The organism is Haloarcula rara, from assembly GCF_029338235.1.
In the GTDB taxonomy this organism is placed as follows: domain Archaea; phylum Halobacteriota; class Halobacteria; order Halobacteriales; family Haloarculaceae; genus Haloarcula; species Haloarcula rara.
This window is the reverse complement of the sequence record NZ_CP119785.1, coordinates 1342308-1358616: the sequence shown is the minus strand read 5'-3', so window position 1 is coordinate 1358616 and position 16309 is coordinate 1342308. Positions and strand designations below refer to the sequence as shown.

The 16309-nt window shown below is 65.8% G+C and carries 19 protein-coding genes and 1 tRNA gene; 14 read left to right on the top strand and 6 right to left on the bottom strand.

All coding sequences use genetic code 11. From position 1 onward, the window contains the following. The first annotated feature begins 133 nt into the window (after positions 1-133). The 3 genes from P1K32_RS07220 to P1K32_RS07210 all read left to right on the top strand — a co-directional run bounded on the left by P1K32_RS07220 (position 134) and on the right by P1K32_RS07210 (position 2029). Entirely contained in the window at positions 134-1399 is a 1266-nt protein-coding gene (locus P1K32_RS07220) for a tRNA(Ile)(2)-agmatinylcytidine synthase (RefSeq protein ID WP_276251996.1), read from the top strand. Between the two features lie 153 nt (positions 1400-1552). After that, positions 1553-1768: a DUF7511 domain-containing protein gene (locus tag P1K32_RS07215; protein ID WP_276251995.1), complete on the top strand. Its 216-nt coding sequence runs from the start codon at positions 1553-1555 to the stop codon at positions 1766-1768. A gap of 57 nt (positions 1769-1825) precedes the next feature. Next, positions 1826-2029 carry a hypothetical protein gene (locus tag P1K32_RS07210; RefSeq protein WP_276251994.1) on the top strand — a complete coding sequence of 68 codons (204 nt, stop codon included), beginning with the start codon at positions 1826-1828 and terminating at the stop codon, positions 2027-2029. Here P1K32_RS07210 and P1K32_RS07205 read toward each other — a convergent pair. Beyond that, the gene (locus P1K32_RS07205) at positions 2026-2982 is read right to left on the bottom strand and encodes a succinylglutamate desuccinylase/aspartoacylase family protein (protein ID WP_276251993.1); all 957 of its coding nucleotides are present in this window, start codon (positions 2980-2982) and stop codon (positions 2026-2028) included. The genes P1K32_RS07210 and P1K32_RS07205 overlap by 4 nt on opposite strands. Positions 2983-3215: 233 nt before the next feature. On the opposite strand from P1K32_RS07205, the gene P1K32_RS07200 reads away from it, so the two are divergent. Both P1K32_RS07200 and P1K32_RS07195 read left to right on the top strand, forming a co-directional pair. After that, positions 3216-5027 carry a type IV pilin N-terminal domain-containing protein gene (locus tag P1K32_RS07200; protein WP_276251992.1) on the top strand — a complete coding sequence of 604 codons (1812 nt, stop codon included), beginning with the start codon at positions 3216-3218 and terminating at the stop codon, positions 5025-5027. Positions 5028-5118: 91 nt separating this feature from the next. After that, positions 5119-5376 carry a DUF7536 family protein gene (locus tag P1K32_RS07195; protein WP_379690945.1) on the top strand — a complete coding sequence of 86 codons (258 nt, stop codon included), beginning with the start codon at positions 5119-5121 and terminating at the stop codon, positions 5374-5376. On the opposite strand, the gene P1K32_RS07190 is transcribed toward P1K32_RS07195, so the two are convergent. Next, positions 5351-6583, bottom strand: coding sequence for a potassium channel family protein (locus P1K32_RS07190; protein WP_276251991.1), 1233 nt, complete (start codon positions 6581-6583; stop codon positions 5351-5353). The two genes, P1K32_RS07195 and P1K32_RS07190, sit on opposite strands and share 26 nt — an antisense overlap. Positions 6584-6865: 282 nt before the next feature. Here P1K32_RS07190 and citZ point away from each other — a divergent pair, with 282 nt between their 5' ends. The 4 genes from citZ (at position 6866) to P1K32_RS07170 (ending at position 9006) form a co-directional block, all read left to right on the top strand. Then, positions 6866-8011, top strand: coding sequence for a citrate synthase (gene citZ, locus P1K32_RS07185; RefSeq protein ID WP_276251990.1), 1146 nt, complete (start codon positions 6866-6868; stop codon positions 8009-8011). 16 nt (positions 8012-8027) lie between these two features. Continuing rightward, on the top strand, positions 8028-8417 hold the full coding sequence (locus tag P1K32_RS07180) for a hypothetical protein (RefSeq protein ID WP_276251989.1): 390 nt from the start codon (positions 8028-8030) through the stop codon (positions 8415-8417). A gap of 136 nt (positions 8418-8553) precedes the next feature. After that, positions 8554-8760, top strand: coding sequence for a type II toxin-antitoxin system HicB family antitoxin (locus P1K32_RS07175; RefSeq protein WP_276251988.1), 207 nt, complete (start codon positions 8554-8556; stop codon positions 8758-8760). Continuing rightward, a complete protein-coding gene (locus P1K32_RS07170; RefSeq protein ID WP_276251987.1) occupies positions 8761-9006 on the top strand; it encodes a type II toxin-antitoxin system HicA family toxin in 246 nt (81 codons plus the stop codon). A gap of 323 nt (positions 9007-9329) precedes the next feature. Here P1K32_RS07170 and P1K32_RS07165 read toward each other — a convergent pair whose 3' ends face one another. Then, entirely contained in the window at positions 9330-10961 is a 1632-nt protein-coding gene (locus P1K32_RS07165) for a potassium channel family protein (RefSeq protein ID WP_276251986.1), read from the bottom strand. A gap of 245 nt (positions 10962-11206) precedes the next feature. Here P1K32_RS07165 and ilvA point away from each other — a divergent pair, with 245 nt between their 5' ends. The 4 genes from ilvA to P1K32_RS07145 all read left to right on the top strand — a co-directional run bounded on the left by ilvA (position 11207) and on the right by P1K32_RS07145 (position 13144). Then, complete coding sequence (gene ilvA / locus P1K32_RS07160) at positions 11207-12418, top strand: threonine ammonia-lyase (protein ID WP_276251985.1); 1212 nt, start codon at positions 11207-11209, stop codon at positions 12416-12418. Between the two features lie 37 nt (positions 12419-12455). Further along, positions 12456-12833: a Rid family detoxifying hydrolase gene (locus P1K32_RS07155; protein WP_276251984.1), complete on the top strand. Its 378-nt coding sequence runs from the start codon at positions 12456-12458 to the stop codon at positions 12831-12833. Beyond that, positions 12833-13036: a DUF7981 family protein gene (locus P1K32_RS07150; protein WP_276251983.1), complete on the top strand. Its 204-nt coding sequence runs from the start codon at positions 12833-12835 to the stop codon at positions 13034-13036. The genes P1K32_RS07155 and P1K32_RS07150 overlap by 1 nt, the downstream gene beginning before the upstream one ends. Positions 13037-13062: 26 nt before the next feature. Next, a tRNA-Ser gene (locus P1K32_RS07145) sits at positions 13063-13144 on the top strand. A 225-nt stretch (positions 13145-13369) separates the two neighbouring features. Here the strand turns inward: P1K32_RS07145 and P1K32_RS07140 are convergent. Both P1K32_RS07140 and P1K32_RS07135 read right to left on the bottom strand, forming a co-directional pair. Beyond that, positions 13370-13615, bottom strand: coding sequence for a DUF7577 domain-containing protein (locus P1K32_RS07140; protein ID WP_276251982.1), 246 nt, complete (start codon positions 13613-13615; stop codon positions 13370-13372). Positions 13616-13654: 39 nt separating this feature from the next. Further along, positions 13655-14026: a VOC family protein gene (locus P1K32_RS07135; RefSeq protein ID WP_276251981.1), complete on the bottom strand. Its 372-nt coding sequence runs from the start codon at positions 14024-14026 to the stop codon at positions 13655-13657. Positions 14027-14102: 76 nt separating this feature from the next. Here P1K32_RS07135 and P1K32_RS07130 point away from each other — a divergent pair, with 76 nt between their 5' ends. Beyond that, positions 14103-15077, top strand: a complete 975-nt coding sequence (locus tag P1K32_RS07130; protein ID WP_276251980.1) for an aldo/keto reductase — start codon at positions 14103-14105, stop codon at positions 15075-15077. Between the two features lie 17 nt (positions 15078-15094). Here P1K32_RS07130 and P1K32_RS07125 read toward each other — a convergent pair whose 3' ends face one another. After that, the gene (locus tag P1K32_RS07125) at positions 15095-16267 is read right to left on the bottom strand and encodes a tubulin/FtsZ family protein (protein WP_276251979.1); all 1173 of its coding nucleotides are present in this window, start codon (positions 16265-16267) and stop codon (positions 15095-15097) included. Positions 16268-16309: the final 42 nt, after the last annotated feature.

Sequence of the window (16309 nt, the reverse complement as noted above, 5' to 3'; positions counted from 1 at the left end):
GTACTGGAGACGCGGTGCTGTCGTCTGAACGCGGCCGCCCGGGGCGTTCTGGTTGTTTTTCGCTGGTCCCGAAGTGAGCCCCGTCCGAGCTAGCGACGAAACCGCTATCCCGTCGAATCCAGTAGCCGAGTCTGTGACTGTCGTCGGACTGGACGATACCGATTCCCGGGAGACGGGGATGTGTACGACCTACGCGGCCGCCGAGCTGGCCGACCGGATACGCGACAGCGGCGGGCGCGTCGAGCGACTGCTGCTCGTCCGGCTCAACCCGGCCGTCGAGCACAAGACCCGCGGGAACGCCGCACTCGCAGTCCACACGGACCTCGACGCCGACCGCGCGCGCTCGCTGGCCCGCGACGTCCTCGGGCTGGCACAGACCGACGACCCGAAGACCAACCCCGGCGCCGTTGTCGCCGACTGCGCGCCAGACGACGTCCCACCGCGGGTGGCCGACTTCGCCGTCGAGGCCATTCGGCAGATTCAGGACCGGACGACTGCGACGCTGCTCGCGGACACCGCGGGCTTTGCCCGGCTCCAGCGGGGCAACGGTCGGGGGCTGGTCGGCGCGCTGGCTGCTGTCGGCGCCTGGGCTGCACTCGACGACTGGACGTACGAACACATCGCCTACCGCGAGCCCGACCGCTGGGGGACGGAGCGCGACGTCGATGCGGAGAGCGTCCGTGCGGCGGCAGACAGACACTACTCGGCGGTGTGGGACACCGTCGACCGTGCGTCGGGCTACCCCGTTTGCGTCCCGAGGACGCCGTGTCCGATTCTCTACGGGATTCGGGGCGACGACCCCGACGCTTGCCGAGCCGTCGCCGACGCCATCGACAGCGAGCCGATCGACCGGGCCGCGACGTTCGTGACCAACCAGGGGACTGACGTCCACCTGCAGGACGGCACCGTGGGTGCGGTGGCCGAGGACAGCGCCTACCGCGTCGACGGCACCGTCGCCGCGGCCCCCGAGACCCGCGAGGGCGGCCACGTCTTCGTCCCCATCGCCGATGGCGAGACCCGGCTCCAGTGTGCCGCGTTCGAACCAACCAAACGGTTCCGCGACCGCGTGCGGGCGCTGCGTGAGGGCGACGAGATTACCGTCTGTGGCGAGGTGACCGACGGGACCCTGAAACTGGAGAAGTTCGTGGTCCGGGAGCTCGTGCGGACTGAACCGGCGACCCCGACCTGTCCCGACTGCGGGGCGACAATGTCCTCGGCCGGCCGGAACCAGGGCTATCGCTGTCGGGACTGCTCGACCAGCGCCGACGGCAAGGTAGACCGACCTATCGAGCGCGACCTCGAACCGGGCTGGTACGAGGTCCCGCCGGTCGCGCGGCGCCACATCGCGAAACCGCTGGTTCGAGGCGGATTCGACGGGGCGACACATCCGGAGCGGTAGTTTCGGCGCAGTGTCACGCCCGGCGCGGTAGTCTCGACAGAGAGCTGCATCCGGCGCGGTAATCTCGACGGAGGGCCTGGTAGGCCGACCGAACTCATCACCGGACCGGATTATGGATTGTATAACAATACGTTCCGTACTGGTAGAGACTTTATGAGCAGCGAGTCGCCGCCATCGGATATCGAGACGCGGCCACCGTTACCACAGGACGAGTTCAGCGAGGCACTGCTCACCAGCGAACTGGAACCCACCGCCGACGGTGGCCAGCGTGCCCTGCTGTATCCTGACGACCGGCCGGACGTCGAGAAGGCGACGCACTGGCTGGCGGTTCCCGAGGGACTTCTCGTCGACCTCGGTGACATTCGGTGACGCCTTCGGTCGGATAACCGACCGGTAACAATACTGTTTCCCCGTCACAGCCCGTCTATGAGCACTGAACACCAGTCCCCGTCCGGCGGGACGCCGTCGCCGGACCCCGACGAAGGCGTCTTGCCGGCGGTCGTCAGGAGCCGCTCGGACGGGACGGAGCGGTACATCTGCTATGCCTCCGACGTCGACCCGGCAGCGGTCGACTCACAGTGGGTCTCGGTCGATGCCGACACACCCGTGTCGCTGGTGTTGTGGCGCTAGTACGTGTCGATGTTCGTCCCGATCGAACAGACGTACTCGCCAGTGGCGACCTGCGGGAGGCGCCGAGAGCGCCAGAAGATACCGGCCGAGTCGGCGGCTATCTCGGCTTTCCGCTCGCCGAAGACGTCGGTCACCTCGAACAGCGTGTCCCCGCGGCTCACGCGGTCCCCCAGGTTCGGGTGGAAGTCCACGAGCCCGCCGACCGGTGAGCCGTACTGCTCGAACCCGGTGGCGCGGGCCTGTGGCGAGGGCGTGTACCCGCCGGGCAGGAAGTCGTAGTAGCGAAGCACGTTGAAGACGCCGTCGACGCCCTTTCGAATCGAGTCCCCGTCCCAGCCGACACAGCCGCCCAGTTCCGGGTCGATGGTCGGGACGCCCTCGTCGGGCGCGGCCCGGGCCAGCTGGCCGTCGGGACCCTTCTGGTCTAAAATGTAGCCACAGTCGAACACCTTCGCGAGTTCGAGACACTCCTCGTGGAGCCGGTGCCGGGAGCCACATCGGACACGCACCTCCTCTATCATCTGCGAGGTCGACCCCTGGTGGAGGTCGACGACGAGGTCGGCGCTGACGGCGGCGTCGTGTGTCGCCGCGGCGATGCGCTCGCTGGAGGTGCCCGAGGCGTCGCCGGGGTAGGCCCGGTTCATCTTCGTGTCGTCGATGGGGTTGCGGTGTTCGGCCACCTGGAACGCGTGGTAGTTGACGATGCCACAGACGAGAATCGTCCCCGAGAGCTCGCTCGGGTCCAGTTGCGGGACGACACGCTGGACGACGCCGACGCCGTTCAGTTCGTCGCCGTCGCTCGCGGCCTGCATATAGAGCGTCTTGCCGTCCTGTGACCCGTTGACGACCGCGACGGGCAGGCCGACGGGGCTACCGTCGCGGCTCTCGCCGACCTCCAGACGCCCGGTGTCTATCTCACCGGGAGCGGCACTCGCCGTACCGAGAGTTACCATTACGCGTCCATTCGGGTTGTCCGACTTTACTGGTTCGGATTCCGTATGCCCAGTCCTGTCTGCCAGATGGGCCCGTGTCTGCACTGGGAACGGCCGACCAGCGAACGGGGCTGACCAGACCCGATCGGACGAGCGCGAGCACATGGGAAAATATTAAGTAAAACTGAATATAAAGTAATAGACAATGAGAACTATCGTTAGCACAACGACTCAAAATAAAGGTGGGGGCCTTTATGTATTCACGAGCGGACCGTTCTGACGACCGAGCGGTCAGTCCCGTGGTCGCGGTCGCGCTGTTGCTCGGTATCACTGTGATCGGTATCGCTGTCGCGACGCCCGTGGTTATGGGTGTCGTCGACACGCCGCAGCTGTCGAGCGAGAACGCGGACCTGGCGTTCTCGTACGAGGGAAGCCACACGCTGTCGGAGACCGATAGCTTCGGGACTGTCGGCTCCGACGTGCACGCCGATGGGGTAATAGAGATAACGGTCGAATGGGCGTCGGACGACCTCACGGCGGACCAGATCGTCGTCAACAGTTCGACGAGCGGCGGCACCCTGGCCGATGAGACGGCCTACAGCGCGGGCGAGGACCTCTCGTCCGGTGACACGGTGACCGTCTGGGCGAACAGCTCGGAGACGGTGACCGTGGCCTGGATGTCGACGGAGGACAGCCAGTCCGAGCTGCTGGGCGAGTTCACGGTGCCTGAAACGGACACTCCCAGCGACGATAGCGACGACAGCGACGATGGTGACGACAGCGACGACAGCGATGACAGCGACGATGGTGACGACAGCGACGACAGCGATGACAGCGACGATGGTGACGACAGCGATGACAGCGATGACAGCGACGATGGTGACGACAGCGATGACAGCGATGACAGCGACGATGGTGACGACAGCGATGACAGCGATGACAGCGACGATGGTGACGACAGCGATGACAGCGACGATGGTGACGACAGCGATGACAGCGATGACAGCGACGATGGTGACGACAGCGATGACAGCGATGACAGCGACGATGGTGACGACAGCGATGACAGCGACGATGGTGACGACAGCGACGATGGTGACGACAGCGACGATGGTGACGACAGCGATGACAGCGACGATGGCGATATCACGATGGGTCCCTGCTCGGCCCCAGAAGACAGCGTGCCTGGATACGACGACGGTGAGGCAGAGGAAGAAGAAGAGGAAGAAGAGGAAGAAGAAGAGGAAGAAGAGGACGGCGAGTACGAGTACACGTACAACTACACGTACGAGTACGAGTACGGTAACTACTACTACTCGTACTGTTACTCGTACACGTGGTCTGAAGACGTTGACCAGAACCCGGACCCGAACCCCGAGCCGGCGTACAATGCGAGCGCGATTGACCTCGTCGGTGACAGAGTTGACCCGAACCCCGATCCCGATCCTGACCCGGAGAACGACAGCACGTCTCCCTTCGAGGGGTCGATTAGCGAGGACGAGTACGAGCTATACGTTCCCAACGAGAGTGACGAATCGGACGGTGACTCGAACGACGCCGACCGCGTGGAGTTCAAGGGTAAGGGCAACGCGCAGGTCAACGACTACGAAGAACTCGACAGCATGGACGCAGTCGTCTGGCTGGACGACAGCGGGACGATGGAGTCCGAGCAGGTGCTGGTAAACGATTCGGGCGGCAACATTAGACCCGATGTCGGCGGGAAAGGGAACTCTGGCACCATTGCGGCCGTTTACCTGAACGCGACGAACACGACGTACGTCCACCCGGACTTCGACCCCGAGAGTGGCACCGTCGGGTCCGGCGAGGCCGACGAGACGATTACCTGTGAGGGTGTCGGAGGGCCCGGTGAGGTCCTCGATTCGGACGGGAACTGTGTCCCACCAGACGAGCGAACGAACGACAACAGCAGTGAGGGTAACGGTGACGAAGGCGACGGCGATGACGAGGAAAAAGAGGAAGACGACGAGGGCGACGACTCTGACGGGAACGGGAACGGGAACGGAAACGGAAGCGGGAACGGGAACGGAAACGGGAACGGCAACTAACTGTCTGACCGGCCCGAACGTCCGATATCCGTGCCGGCTATCGTGCAGTGATACCGATGGGGTCTTTTTGTACCCGTCCCTACCGATGGATGTGACCGAGTCCGAACCGGAGAGCGGTGCCGCGGCGATGGTCGCCGCGCTGAACGTTCCGCGCAACGCGAAGTACGGCTTCAGCCTCGCCGCCCTCGTGACGGCGGGGCTGGTCGCGCTGTTCGTCCTCCCTGGAACGACCCGTCCGACCTACCTCTACGGCGCGCTGGCCTTTGTCTTGCTCGTCTCGCTTGGCGGCCTGCTGACGGCGCTCTTTACGGTCGTCTCGGCGGTCAGGCTCGCTCGCTCGGCCCCGTGAGCGCGTCGAGGCGGTCGGCGCCGGTGCGGGTCCCTTTCGCGAGCAACACGTCACCGGCCATAAGCGGCGTCTCGGGGCCGGGCGAGACGACCCACTCGCCGCCTTCTCTCCCCGTGCGGTCGCTCTCTCCGGCCCCCCGCCGGATGGCGATAATGCGCATCCCGGTCTCGGTCTTGACGGCGACGTCGCCGATGGTCCGGTCCGCCAGCTCGCTTTCGTCGTCGACGGTCGCACGGACGATTATCTCGTCGGACTCGCGGACCGCTTCGGCGACGACGGGGTGTGTCGACAGGCCGCGTAACACGCCCTCGCTGATTTCGAGGGCGGCGTCGGAGATGACCTCCGTCGAGCGGGCAAGATGGACCAGTCCGCGCAGCGAGACGGGATCGTCCATGTCCGCGGCCGCACGCAGCGTCCACGCCTCGAACCGCGACTGGAGGGCGTCGACCTCGGCTTCCAGTTCGACCACTTCCTCGGCGACGGCCTCGCTGTCGAACAGCACCGCGCCGTAGGCCAGGTCGACCGCGAGTTCGCCCATGTCCTTCATGAGGACGATGGAGTCGACGGCGCGTTCGAGGTCCTGCGTGTCGCCCTCCGGCGGCTCGGGGGGTTCGTAAGCGTCGCCGGTGGCGTCCTGATACACGTCGCTGACGCCGTCCTCGGGGCCGCGCAGCAACACGACGTCCTCGCCCTGCAACTGCGTCTCCCGGGTGGGGTTGAGCAGCCAGCTCCCCTGGCGGCGGATAGCCAGGGCGCGCACGCCGGTCTCGGTCTCTAAGTTCAGCGCGCCGAGGCTCTGGCCGGCGAGGGGCGAATCGGCGGTGACGGTCGCTCGAACGAGCGTCTCGACGGCCTCGGGCAGCGCGGCACGCATCGTGTCCGGCAGACCGATATCCTCCAGGACGACTTTTGCGATGTCGCCGGCGGCGTCGCTTATCTTCTCGGCGGCCCCGACCATCCCCAGGACGGGGGCCAGCGACTCGGCGTCGTCGGGCGACCGGCAGGCCATCAGGAGGCTCATCCGCGCGCGAAGCTGGAGGACATCCATCTTCGCCTCCAGTTCCAGTACCTCGCCCGCCACGTCGTCGCTGCCCAGCAGGACGGCCGAATACGAGAGGTCGATGAGCAACTCGGCGGTGTCTTTCATCTCCGACAGCACTCCCTTGACACTCACCGGCTCGTACTCGACCGTCCCCGTGGGCTCCATAGCTCCCGATTTGACACCGCCGTTGAAAAGCGTTCGCTCTGTGGTATCTTCTCTCACGATAGCCTCTCCCGCGGTGCGCCGTCAGAACGACGTTCTGACGAACCTCGCCTCGTCGCCCTCGGCTCACCGCCGACAGAACCGACATTCCTGCCGAAATACGTTAGAAGACGAATACCTGGTCGGCAAAGCGGTGACTGAACGTCCAGTTTCGAACCGGCGACCGTGTGACAGGAACGCCCGGAAAGAAAATGCTTTTCCCGGCAGGTCGGATACGGTTTGGGTATGTCCGACGACCTCAAGAAAGGGCTGGAGGGAGTCCTCGTCACCGAATCCGGTCTCAGTGTGATAGACGGTGACGCGGGCGAACTCGTTTACAGGGGGTACACCATCGAGGACCTCGCGAACGGCGCCAGCTACGAGGAGGTGCTGTACCTGCTCTGGTACGGCCATCTGCCCGACAGCGACGAACTCGACGCGTTTGCGTCGGAGATGGCGGGAGAGCGCGAGGTCGACGAGGCCGTGCTCGCGACGGTCCGCGCGATGGCCGAGGCCGACGAGAACCCGATGGCCGCGCTGCGGACCGCCGTCTCGATGCTCTCGGGCTACGACCCCGCGCCCGAGGACGCCGACCCGACCGACGAGGACGTGAACCTCGCACGCGGCCGGCGCATCACCGCGAAGGTTCCGACCATCATCGCCGCCTTCACCCGCATCCGCAACGGCGACGACCCCGTCGCCCCCCGCGAGGACTTGGGCCACGCCGAGAACTTCCTCTACATGCTCAACGACGAGGTGCCAGACGACGTGCTGGCCGACGTCTTCGACCAGGCGCTGGTGCTCCACGCCGACCACGGCATCAACGCCTCGACGTTCTCGGCGATGGTCACAGCCTCCACCCTGTCGGACCTCCACAGCGCCGTCACCGCTGCCATCGGCACCCTCAAGGGCCCGCTCCACGGCGGCGCCAACCAGGACGTCATGGAGATGCTGAAAGAGGTCGACGACGCCGAGCAGGACCCGCTGGACTGGGTCAAGACAGCCCTCGACGAGGGGCGTCGTGTCTCCGGATTCGGCCACCGCGTCTACAACGTCAAGGACCCCCGCGCGAAGATTCTCGGCGAGCGCTCGAAGGAGCTCGGCGAGGCCGCTGGCTCGCTGAAGTGGTACGAGATGTCCACGACCATCGAGGCGTATCTCATGGAGGAGAAGGGCCTGGCCCCCAACGTCGACTTCTACTCCGCCTCGACGTACTACCAGATGGGCATCCCCATCGACATCTACACCCCCATCTTCGCGATGTCGCGTGTCGGTGGCTGGGTCGCCCACGTCGTCGAGTACATCGAGGACAACCGGCTGATTCGTCCGCGCGCCCGCTACGTCGGCCCGGACCCCGAAGAGACGACGTTCGTGTCGCTTGAGGAACGGTAGCGGTCATTACCGCGGAATGCCAGATTCGTCGACCGATTTTCAGGACCCGACGGTTCGAGCCCTGGCACTCGTCGGTGCTGGACTGGTGTATGCCGTCCTCGTCGTCCCAGCAGCCATGGCGTCGTCGCTCTCCCAGCAGGTCGGCGCGCTCGCGGCCGCAGGGCTGACTGTCGCTGCCCTCTCAGCTCGCGACTGGTCGTCGACGGCCGGGACGGCGGACAGTGACTCTCGACCACTGCTGTCGTTTGTCGTCTCTCTCGCCGCGATAGCCCTGTTCGAGTTCGGCCTCGGGACTATCGCGCCCGGCGTCCGCGACGCGGTCACGGGGACGCTCGCCGCGGTCGTGGCGGGTGCGGTCGGCGGCCTCCTGCTCGTCGGCCTGGCCTCGTTGGTCCGGGCGCTGTAACTACAGCCGTGTCCGTTCTCGAACGGACATCCCAAACCCCGATTACCGACGCTGTCCTGCTGGCAGACAGTCCGCTATCGACAGTGGTCACAGTCGTGGCCGAACGTTTATCCGACATTCCGGCCTATCCTGTCGTATGAGTACCGGGCGTGAGATTCGTCTTATCGAGGAAGACGACGGCTGGTGGTCGGCTATCGATGCCGACACCGGTGTCGCAAGCCAGGGCGAAACACGCCAGAAGGCCCTCGAAAACCTCGATGAAGCGGTCGAACTGACACAGGAGGCACGCAGGGACGACACTACTGCTCCTGAACCGGACGCGCCGTGGTTCGACGACGAATAGATGGGTTCCCGGGATTTCTCGGGCCGCGAAATCGTCAGTGTGCTGCGTGCGTTCGGGTATCGACGTGACCGGACCCGGGGCGACCACGTCATTCTGAAATACACGCATCCCGAGACCGGCGAGAAACGAACGGTCACCGTGCCGCTCCACGACCGTGTCCGAATTGGAACCCTCCAGAGCATCGCCGAACAGTGTGGTGCGAACGACTTTCGCGCGTGGTGCCGGTGGATTGACGACCACCGGTGAGTATCGGCGCCACGGCCGTGTTTTCCGCCGAACTGTCCGCTACCTGGCCGTGAGCGGCGTCTATGTCGCGAACACGCCGTCAGAGCGAGCTCTGACGAGCTCTCGTTCGCTTCGCTCGCGGGCAAGCCCGCTCGCGTCGAGGTCGCTGTGCGCCCTCGCTGCTCACGAGAACGGGGAAGGGCAGGCAGTCGAGCATACCGCTCGCCGTCGGCGAGCGGTTTCACCGGAATCGAGGCCGGAGGCCGAGATTCCGGCCTTTTTAGCGTAGATTTTTGCCGCGAGAGGTTCGCGCGGAGCGCGAACCCGAGCGGGAAAAAGGTACTTTAGTACAGTTGCTTGAACCGCGTCACACCCGCATCCGTCCCGGCGATGACGATGCTGTCGCCGTACTGGATACGCACGTCCGGCCCGAGATCGGTCAGCACGGTGCCGTTGCGCTCTAGGGCGAGGACGGTACAGCCGGTCCGCGAGCGGACGTCGGCCTCGCCTAGTGTCGTCCCCGCGAGCTCGCCGGCGTCGGTCCGGATAATCTCGACCTGCTGGTCCATCGAGATGACGTCCTCGTCCTCCAGGATAGTGGAGGCGAGCATTCGGCCGCTGACGGTCGCCAGCGAGAGGACGTAGTCGGCCCCCGCACGGTACATTTTGGTGACGTTCTCGGTCTCCTCGGCGCGGGCGATAATCTCGACCTCGGGATTGAGGTCCCGGATTACCAGTGTGGCGAACTCCGTGTCGGTGTCCTCCGAGAGCGCGAGGATGACCGTGCGGGCGTCCTCGACGCCGGCCGCTCGCAGGTCCGCTGGTTCGGTGGCGTCGCCGACGACGTCGATGCCGTCCGTCTCCTGTCGGTCCAGGACTGTGTGTGGGACCCGCGCCGTCTGGAGCTCGTCGGCGATGGTCTGGCCGACCTCGCCGTAGCCGACGATGACCGTCTCGCCGCGGCGAAAGCCACGGACACTGGAGAGGGTCATCGACTTGAGCGATTCGAGCTGTCGCGCCGTCCCGGAGGCCAGCAGGACCGTCGAACCGTCGAGTTCGGCGTCGGGGGAGGGCGGGCTGACGAACTGCCCGCGGAACCACGCGCCGATGACGTTGACGCCGGTCTCCTCGCGGATGCCGCTGTCGGCCAGCGTCGTGCCGACGAGGTCGCTCCCGCGGTGGATGGGCAGTTCGGCGATGTCGAAGTCCTCGCCGACCTCGATAGAGTCCCCGAGCGTCGTCGAGACGCCCGTCGTCACCTTGCTGGCGAGGCTCTCGCCCAGCAGTTGCCGCGGCGAGAGGACGGCGTCGGCCCCGGCGAGGTCGTGGTATCTCGCGCGGTCGGGCTCTTTGACGACGCTCACCGTGCGAACGTGTTCGTCGACCTCACGGGCAGTGAGGACGATACTGGTGTTGACCTGGTCGGAGGCGTCGGCGACGAGCGCTCGCGCGTCGGTGAGATGGGCCCGCTCTAACCCGTCGACGGACTGGGGGTCGGCGTGGATGACGTGGTAACCGTCCTCGTAGAGGTCGTCGGCGCGGTCACTGTCGGGTTCGACGATGACGTAGTCGACGTCCCAGGATTCCAGTTCGGTGACGAGCGTCTCGCCCCGTGGCGTGAACTCACAGATGACGACGTGGTCCGTGATATCGCGCTCGAGGCTGGTGGGGGTCGTCGTGGCCATCGCCTCCTCGAACAGCGGGAAGACGAGGACGGGAAGCGCCATGAAAATGAGAACCACACCGGTGAGGTCCATCACGACGATGAACAACCGCAGTACGGTCGTCGACCAAGGGGCGTCGGAGCCATACCCCGTCGTGGTGAACGTCTCGACGACGACGCGAAGCGAACGGGTGAACGGCTGTGGACTGTTCTCGACAGTCGCCATCAGGTAGTCGTAGGCCACCGCGTACGCCAGCATCACGCCGACAAGCCCGACGACGTATATCAGCGTCCGCCGCTGCCACGTGTCCATCTACCCATACGTTGCCGAGGCGGCCTAAAACAGTTCTGCCGGTCGGCTATTTATAAATACGGCCTCTCATGGTAATACGCTGATAAATTGGACGACCGCGTTCTAGCCCTGCGGTTACACTTTCACTCCGCTTCGGCTGGGTTTAAGTATCCTGGGCTGCTCGAATCGAGTGCAGTCACACGCTCCTCCCTATCCGTTTTTGCCGGTCCAAACAGTATAACACGCCACAGGCAGTAGCCGGTGGCATGATCTCTCTCGAGGACGTGCAGGCGGCGCGTGACCGGGTCGCCGAGACGACCCGGCAGACACCGCTCGAGTACTCCCATACCTTCTCCGCGATGACCGGCGCCGAGGTCCACCTGAAGCTCGAACTGTTCCAGCGCACCGGCTCGTTCAAGCTCCGTGGCGCGACTAACCGAATCGCGACGCTCTCCGAAGACCAGCGCGCAAACGGCGTCGTCACGGCCAGCGCGGGCAACCACGCCCAGGGGGTCGCGCTGGCGGCTACCCGCATCGGCGTCGACTCGACCATCGTGATGCCCGAACACGCCCCCATCTCGAAGGTGAAAGCGACCCGGAGCTACGGGGGTGACGTGGTGCTGTACGGCGAGGACTACGACGAGGCCGCCGAGCGCGCCCACGAGATAGAGCGCGATGAGGGTCGGACCTACGTCCACGCCTTCGACGACGACTACGTGATGGCCGGCCAGGGGACCATCGGCCTGGAAATCTACGACGAACTCCCCGAGGTCAACACCGTCGTGGTCCCCATCGGCGGCGGGGGGCTCATCAGCGGCATCGCCACGGCGCTGAAGGGGCTGGACCCCTCGATTCGCGTCGTCGGCGTCCAGGCCGAGGGGGCCTCCAGCGTGGCCGAGTCACTGCGCAAGGGCGAGCGAATCGAACGCGACAGCGTCGAGACCATCGCCGACGGCATCGCCACCCGCACCGTCGGCGAGCGTACCTTCGAGATCATCCGCGACCGCGTCGACAGCGTCGTCACCGTCTCGGACTCGGAGATAGCGGTGGCTTTGACCACCCTGCTTGAACGGTCGAAGACACTCGCGGAGGGCGCCGGTGCGGTGGCGCTGGCCGCCGTCATCGAGGAGAAGTTCGACTATGCGGACGACGAGGTCATCGTCCCGGCGCTCTGTGGCGGGAACATCGACCTCAACACGCTGACGAACGTCATCGTCCGCGGGCTGGTCGAGACCGGCCGCTATCTCCGCATCAAGACCGTTCTCAAGGACCGCCCCGGCGCCCTGGAGGAACTCGTGGGCGTGCTCTCGGAGCAACAGGTCAACATCTACGCCATCGAGCACGACCGCACCAACCGGGACGTGGCGATGAACGACGCCGAGGTGGAACTGGACCTGGAGACGCGGGGACCGGACCACGTCGACGAGTTGCTCGCCGCGCTGCGCGAGCACGGCTACCCCGTCGAGGTGCTCGTCTGACGGCGCTTTTTTACCCCTCGGCCGCCCGCTCACTGGTATGAAAGACATCGTCCACACCGACGACGCGCCCGCCGCCGTCGGCGCGTACAGCCAGGCGACGACGACCGACGACCTCGTCTTTACCGCCGGACAGATTCCGCTGACGCCCGACGGCGAGCTACTGGATGACGCGCCCGTCGCTGAACAGACCGAGCAGGCCCTGCAGAACATCGAAGCGGTCCTTGAGGGGGCCGGCGCCGGAATGGACGACGTGCTGAAGGTCACCGTCTTCCTCGACGACATCGACGACTTCGACGCGATGAACGACACCTACGCCGACTTCTTCGACGCGGAACCCCCCGCCCGCTCGGCCGTCGGCGTCGACGCGCTCCCGAAAGGTGTCGCCGTCGAAATCGAGGCCGTCGCGGCCAAGTGATGGAGCCCCGAACGAAATCCAGTCTGCTGTGGGGCGTCGTCGGCGGCCTCGCCTTCCTCGTCCTGCTGCAGGGGTTCGAACTGGCGACCGGCCAGCGGGTGACCGTCGCCGCGAAGGCCGGCGTCGCCGTTGCTGTGCTGGTCGGTGCCACGGCGCTCACTTACACGGCCCGAGACCGCCTGCCCGGAAACGAAAGCCCTTAACCGAACGCCGTCGGACTCTCTGGTGAGCCAGGATGGCCGAACGGTAAGGCGCACGCCTGGAAAGCGTGTTCCCTTTCGGGATTCTGGGTTCAAATCCCAGTCCTGGCGTACCACTTTTTACTTCGTCGGGTGTCCTCGCGAGCCTTCGGCTCGCTGCGGGAACAGCGTGGCGGCTTCGCCGCCACGTCATACGGTTGCGGGCCATAGGCCCGCAACCCACTCCTCGAAAAACGTGGGCGAAAAAGGCCGAGCGCTCGCTCTCCTCCCGCTCGGTGAACCGGTGGCTTTGCCGCCGGATGCTACAGCGCCGCAACGACTGGGATTTAGTCCTGGCTATAGCTGCCGTGAACACTCCTCACAGTAGGCGTAGCCGTCGTCGTTCACCGTCCCGCAGTGTCGACACTGAACGCCGTCGATATCGTCCGGCTCCTCGGCCTCCACCGGCGGCTCGGGCCGCCCCTGTCGCAGTCGCTCGCGCCCCTCGCGCACGATGTCGAGTAACACCGGAATCGCCACCGCGAGCGCGACGAGGGCCATCACAGTCACCGCGAGAAGGTACAGATCGCCGGCCGTGACCATGCGGCGCCTTCGGTCCCCAGAGAGGTAGCTCCTCGGTCGCTACAGCTCGCGGTAGAACTCCAGGGTGTACCCCTCGGGGTCCTCGACGAAGGCGGCGTAGGCGTCCGCCGGCTCGATTTCCGTGGGTTCCAGCACCGCCGACCCGCCGGCCTCGAGCGCGGTCTCGAACGTCGCTTCGACGTCGTCGACGGTGAAGGCGATGTGGTCGGTGTCGGCCCGCGAGGGGGCGATAGGCGTCGTGCGGTCCGGGTCGTAGCGGAGTTGCAGGTCCCCGTCGCCCTCGCGACCGACGTAGACGTTCTCGACGCCGTTCAGGCTGAACCGATGACTCTCCTCGAAGCCGAGTTCGCCGTAGAACTCGAGCGCGCGGTCGAGGTCCGAGACGCAGATGGCGACGTGTGCAAGCTCCATACCGGCCGATGGGGTCGGCCGCGGAATGACTGTACCGGTCCGAACGCATTTGTGTTTACAATGTGCGTTGTATTTTATGGAGTACACAACGCTTGGGTCGACCGGTATCGAAGTCAGCAAGATCTGTCTGGGCTGTATGAGCTTCGGGAGCGGGCGCGAGTGGATGTTAGACGAGGGAGAGAGCCGCGAGCTCATCGAGCGGGCCATGGACCTCGGTGTCAATTTCTTCGACACCGCGAACGTCTACTCGGCGGGCGAGAGCGAGGCAATACTGGGCGACGTGCTCGCCGACTACGACCGCGACGAGCAGGTCGTCGCCACCAAAGTCCGGTTCCCGGGCGCGAGCGACCACCGAAACGCCCGCGGACTCTCACGGAAGACAATCGAGCAGGAGCTGTCGAACTCGCTCGACAGGCTGGGGATGGACACCGTCGACCTCTACCAGATTCACCGCTGGGACGACGAAACGCCCATCGAGACGACGCTGCGGGCACTGGACGACGCTGTAGCCCGCGGGCAGGTCCGCCACATCGGGGCCTCCTCGATGTGGGCCCACCAGTTCCAGCGCGCCCTGCACGTGAGCGACTGCGAGGGGCTGGCGCGCTTCGAGACGATGCAGAACCTCTACCACCTGGCCTACCGCGAGGAGGAACGCGAGATGTACCCGCTCTGTGACCGCGAGAACGTCGGTACGATTCCGTGGAGTCCGCTGGGTGCTGGCTATCTCACGCGGCCCCACGAGGAGTTCACGTCGACGACACGGGGCGTTCACGAGACGGAGAACGCCGAGGTGCCCTACGCCGAGGGGCCGGGCAGCCAGGAGATTAACGAACGCGTCCAGGAACTGGCTGCCGACTACGGCGTGACGATGGCCCAGATAGCGCTCGCCTGGCAGTTCCAGAACGACAACGTCACCGCGCCCATCGTCGGCACGTCGAGCATCGAGCATCTGGAGGCCGCCGTCGAGGCGCTGGACGTGGACCTCTCGGCGTCGGACGTGGCGTATCTGGAAGAGCCCTACGAGCCCGTTCCAGTGTACGGTCACCAGTAACGCCCGACAGAACCGTCTCAGAGCGGGTCGAGCTGGTCGTTCTCGTCGGTAATCAGCTCCGCGACCGCGTCGTCGCGGGCGGTCTCCTCGGCCTCGATTCGCTCCTGGGCGTCGACGGCTCGTTCCTGGAGGGCGTCGACGCGGGGGACGTCGGTCACGTTCGAGAGGAGCACGGCCACCGAGAGCCGGTCGGCCTCTTCCCGGGGGTCGTCACCGGCCAGCACTTCCACGCTGTCGGTCTCTGATTCGAGCCACTGGCGGGCGTGCTGGAGCCCCTTGCGCGAGAGCTCCTCGGGCGGGCCGGAGACGACGACGAGCGAGCGCTCGGCCGACGCCACGTCGGCGGGGCAGGTCAGCCGGGCGTTGACGGCCCGGCGCACGAGACCGTGGACCTTCTGGGCGTAGTCGGTGTCGCTCTCGGCGTGGCCGTTGGCGCGAAACTGGTCGAGCAGTCCCGATTTCCTCTCCCGGTCCAACTCGGCGCTCGCGTAGGCGACAGTACTCACCCCGTCTGTCGACAGCGTCCGGTTGATGTCACTGGCGTCCATCGCCGTCTCGGAGACTTTCGAATTGTCCATCGCGCCCGCACCGAGCAGTGTCGTGATTCGGCGCGCCAGCTCGGTGTTGGTGTGGTCGTAGCCGCCCTGTAGCGTCTCCCCGGCCTGTCGCCAGGCGTCGTTGTCGAAGAGTACGAGGCTGTCGGTGGCGTCGGTAAAGGCCTGCAGCGAGCGGGCGGCGTTCAGCGAGGCCCGCCCGCCCTCGTCCGTGCTCGGCAGGACGCCGAGCCCGTACACCGGCTCGGCGTACATCTCCCGGAGGTGTCGGCTGACGACGGGCGCACCGCCGCTGCCGGTGCCCCCGCCGAGGCCGGCGACGACGAGGAAGGCGTCGACCTCGTACACCGGAACGCTGTCCAGCGCCCGGTCGATTTCGCCCAGGTCCCTGCGGGCCACCTCAGCGCCCAGTTCGGGGTCCGCACCGACGCCACGGCCCTTCACTCGCTCGTGGGTCTGTCCGATGAGCAGCCGTCGCTCCTCGGGGATGCGGTCGGGTTTCGCGAGGTCTATCTCGGCGGAGTTGACCGCGAGAACGTCCTTGCACAGCGAGCGGCCGGTGTCGGCCTCGAACTCCAGGATGGCGTCTGCTATCTTTCCCCCGGCGTTCCCGAAGCCGATGACGGCGACGTGCATACGCCGTGGCTCCGTCGCTCCGTCTGTTAACTATGATTCGGT

Coding starts and splice junctions, on each gene's coding strand:
- P1K32_RS07215 (WP_276251995.1), top strand. CDS start 1,553: ATGAGCAGCGAGTCGCCGCCATCGGATATCGAGACGCGGCCACCGTTA.
- P1K32_RS07210 (WP_276251994.1), top strand. CDS start 1,826: ATGAGCACTGAACACCAGTCCCCGTCCGGCGGGACGCCGTCGCCGGAC.
- P1K32_RS07205 (WP_276251993.1), bottom strand. CDS start 2,982: ATGGTAACTCTCGGTACGGCGAGTGCCGCTCCCGGTGAGATAGACACC.
- P1K32_RS07200 (WP_276251992.1), top strand. CDS start 3,216: ATGTATTCACGAGCGGACCGTTCTGACGACCGAGCGGTCAGTCCCGTG.
- P1K32_RS07190 (WP_276251991.1), bottom strand. CDS start 6,583: ATGGAGCCCACGGGGACGGTCGAGTACGAGCCGGTGAGTGTCAAGGGA.
- citZ (WP_276251990.1), top strand. CDS start 6,866: ATGTCCGACGACCTCAAGAAAGGGCTGGAGGGAGTCCTCGTCACCGAA.
- P1K32_RS07180 (WP_276251989.1), top strand. CDS start 8,028: ATGCCAGATTCGTCGACCGATTTTCAGGACCCGACGGTTCGAGCCCTG.
- P1K32_RS07175 (WP_276251988.1), top strand. CDS start 8,554: ATGAGTACCGGGCGTGAGATTCGTCTTATCGAGGAAGACGACGGCTGG.
- P1K32_RS07170 (WP_276251987.1), top strand. CDS start 8,761: ATGGGTTCCCGGGATTTCTCGGGCCGCGAAATCGTCAGTGTGCTGCGT.
- P1K32_RS07165 (WP_276251986.1), bottom strand. CDS start 10,961: ATGGACACGTGGCAGCGGCGGACGCTGATATACGTCGTCGGGCTTGTC.
- ilvA (WP_276251985.1), top strand. CDS start 11,207: ATGATCTCTCTCGAGGACGTGCAGGCGGCGCGTGACCGGGTCGCCGAG.
- P1K32_RS07155 (WP_276251984.1), top strand. CDS start 12,456: ATGAAAGACATCGTCCACACCGACGACGCGCCCGCCGCCGTCGGCGCG.
- P1K32_RS07150 (WP_276251983.1), top strand. CDS start 12,833: ATGGAGCCCCGAACGAAATCCAGTCTGCTGTGGGGCGTCGTCGGCGGC.
- P1K32_RS07140 (WP_276251982.1), bottom strand. CDS start 13,615: ATGGTCACGGCCGGCGATCTGTACCTTCTCGCGGTGACTGTGATGGCC.
- P1K32_RS07135 (WP_276251981.1), bottom strand. CDS start 14,026: ATGGAGCTTGCACACGTCGCCATCTGCGTCTCGGACCTCGACCGCGCG.
- P1K32_RS07130 (WP_276251980.1), top strand. CDS start 14,103: ATGGAGTACACAACGCTTGGGTCGACCGGTATCGAAGTCAGCAAGATC.
- P1K32_RS07125 (WP_276251979.1), bottom strand. CDS start 16,267: ATGCACGTCGCCGTCATCGGCTTCGGGAACGCCGGGGGAAAGATAGCA.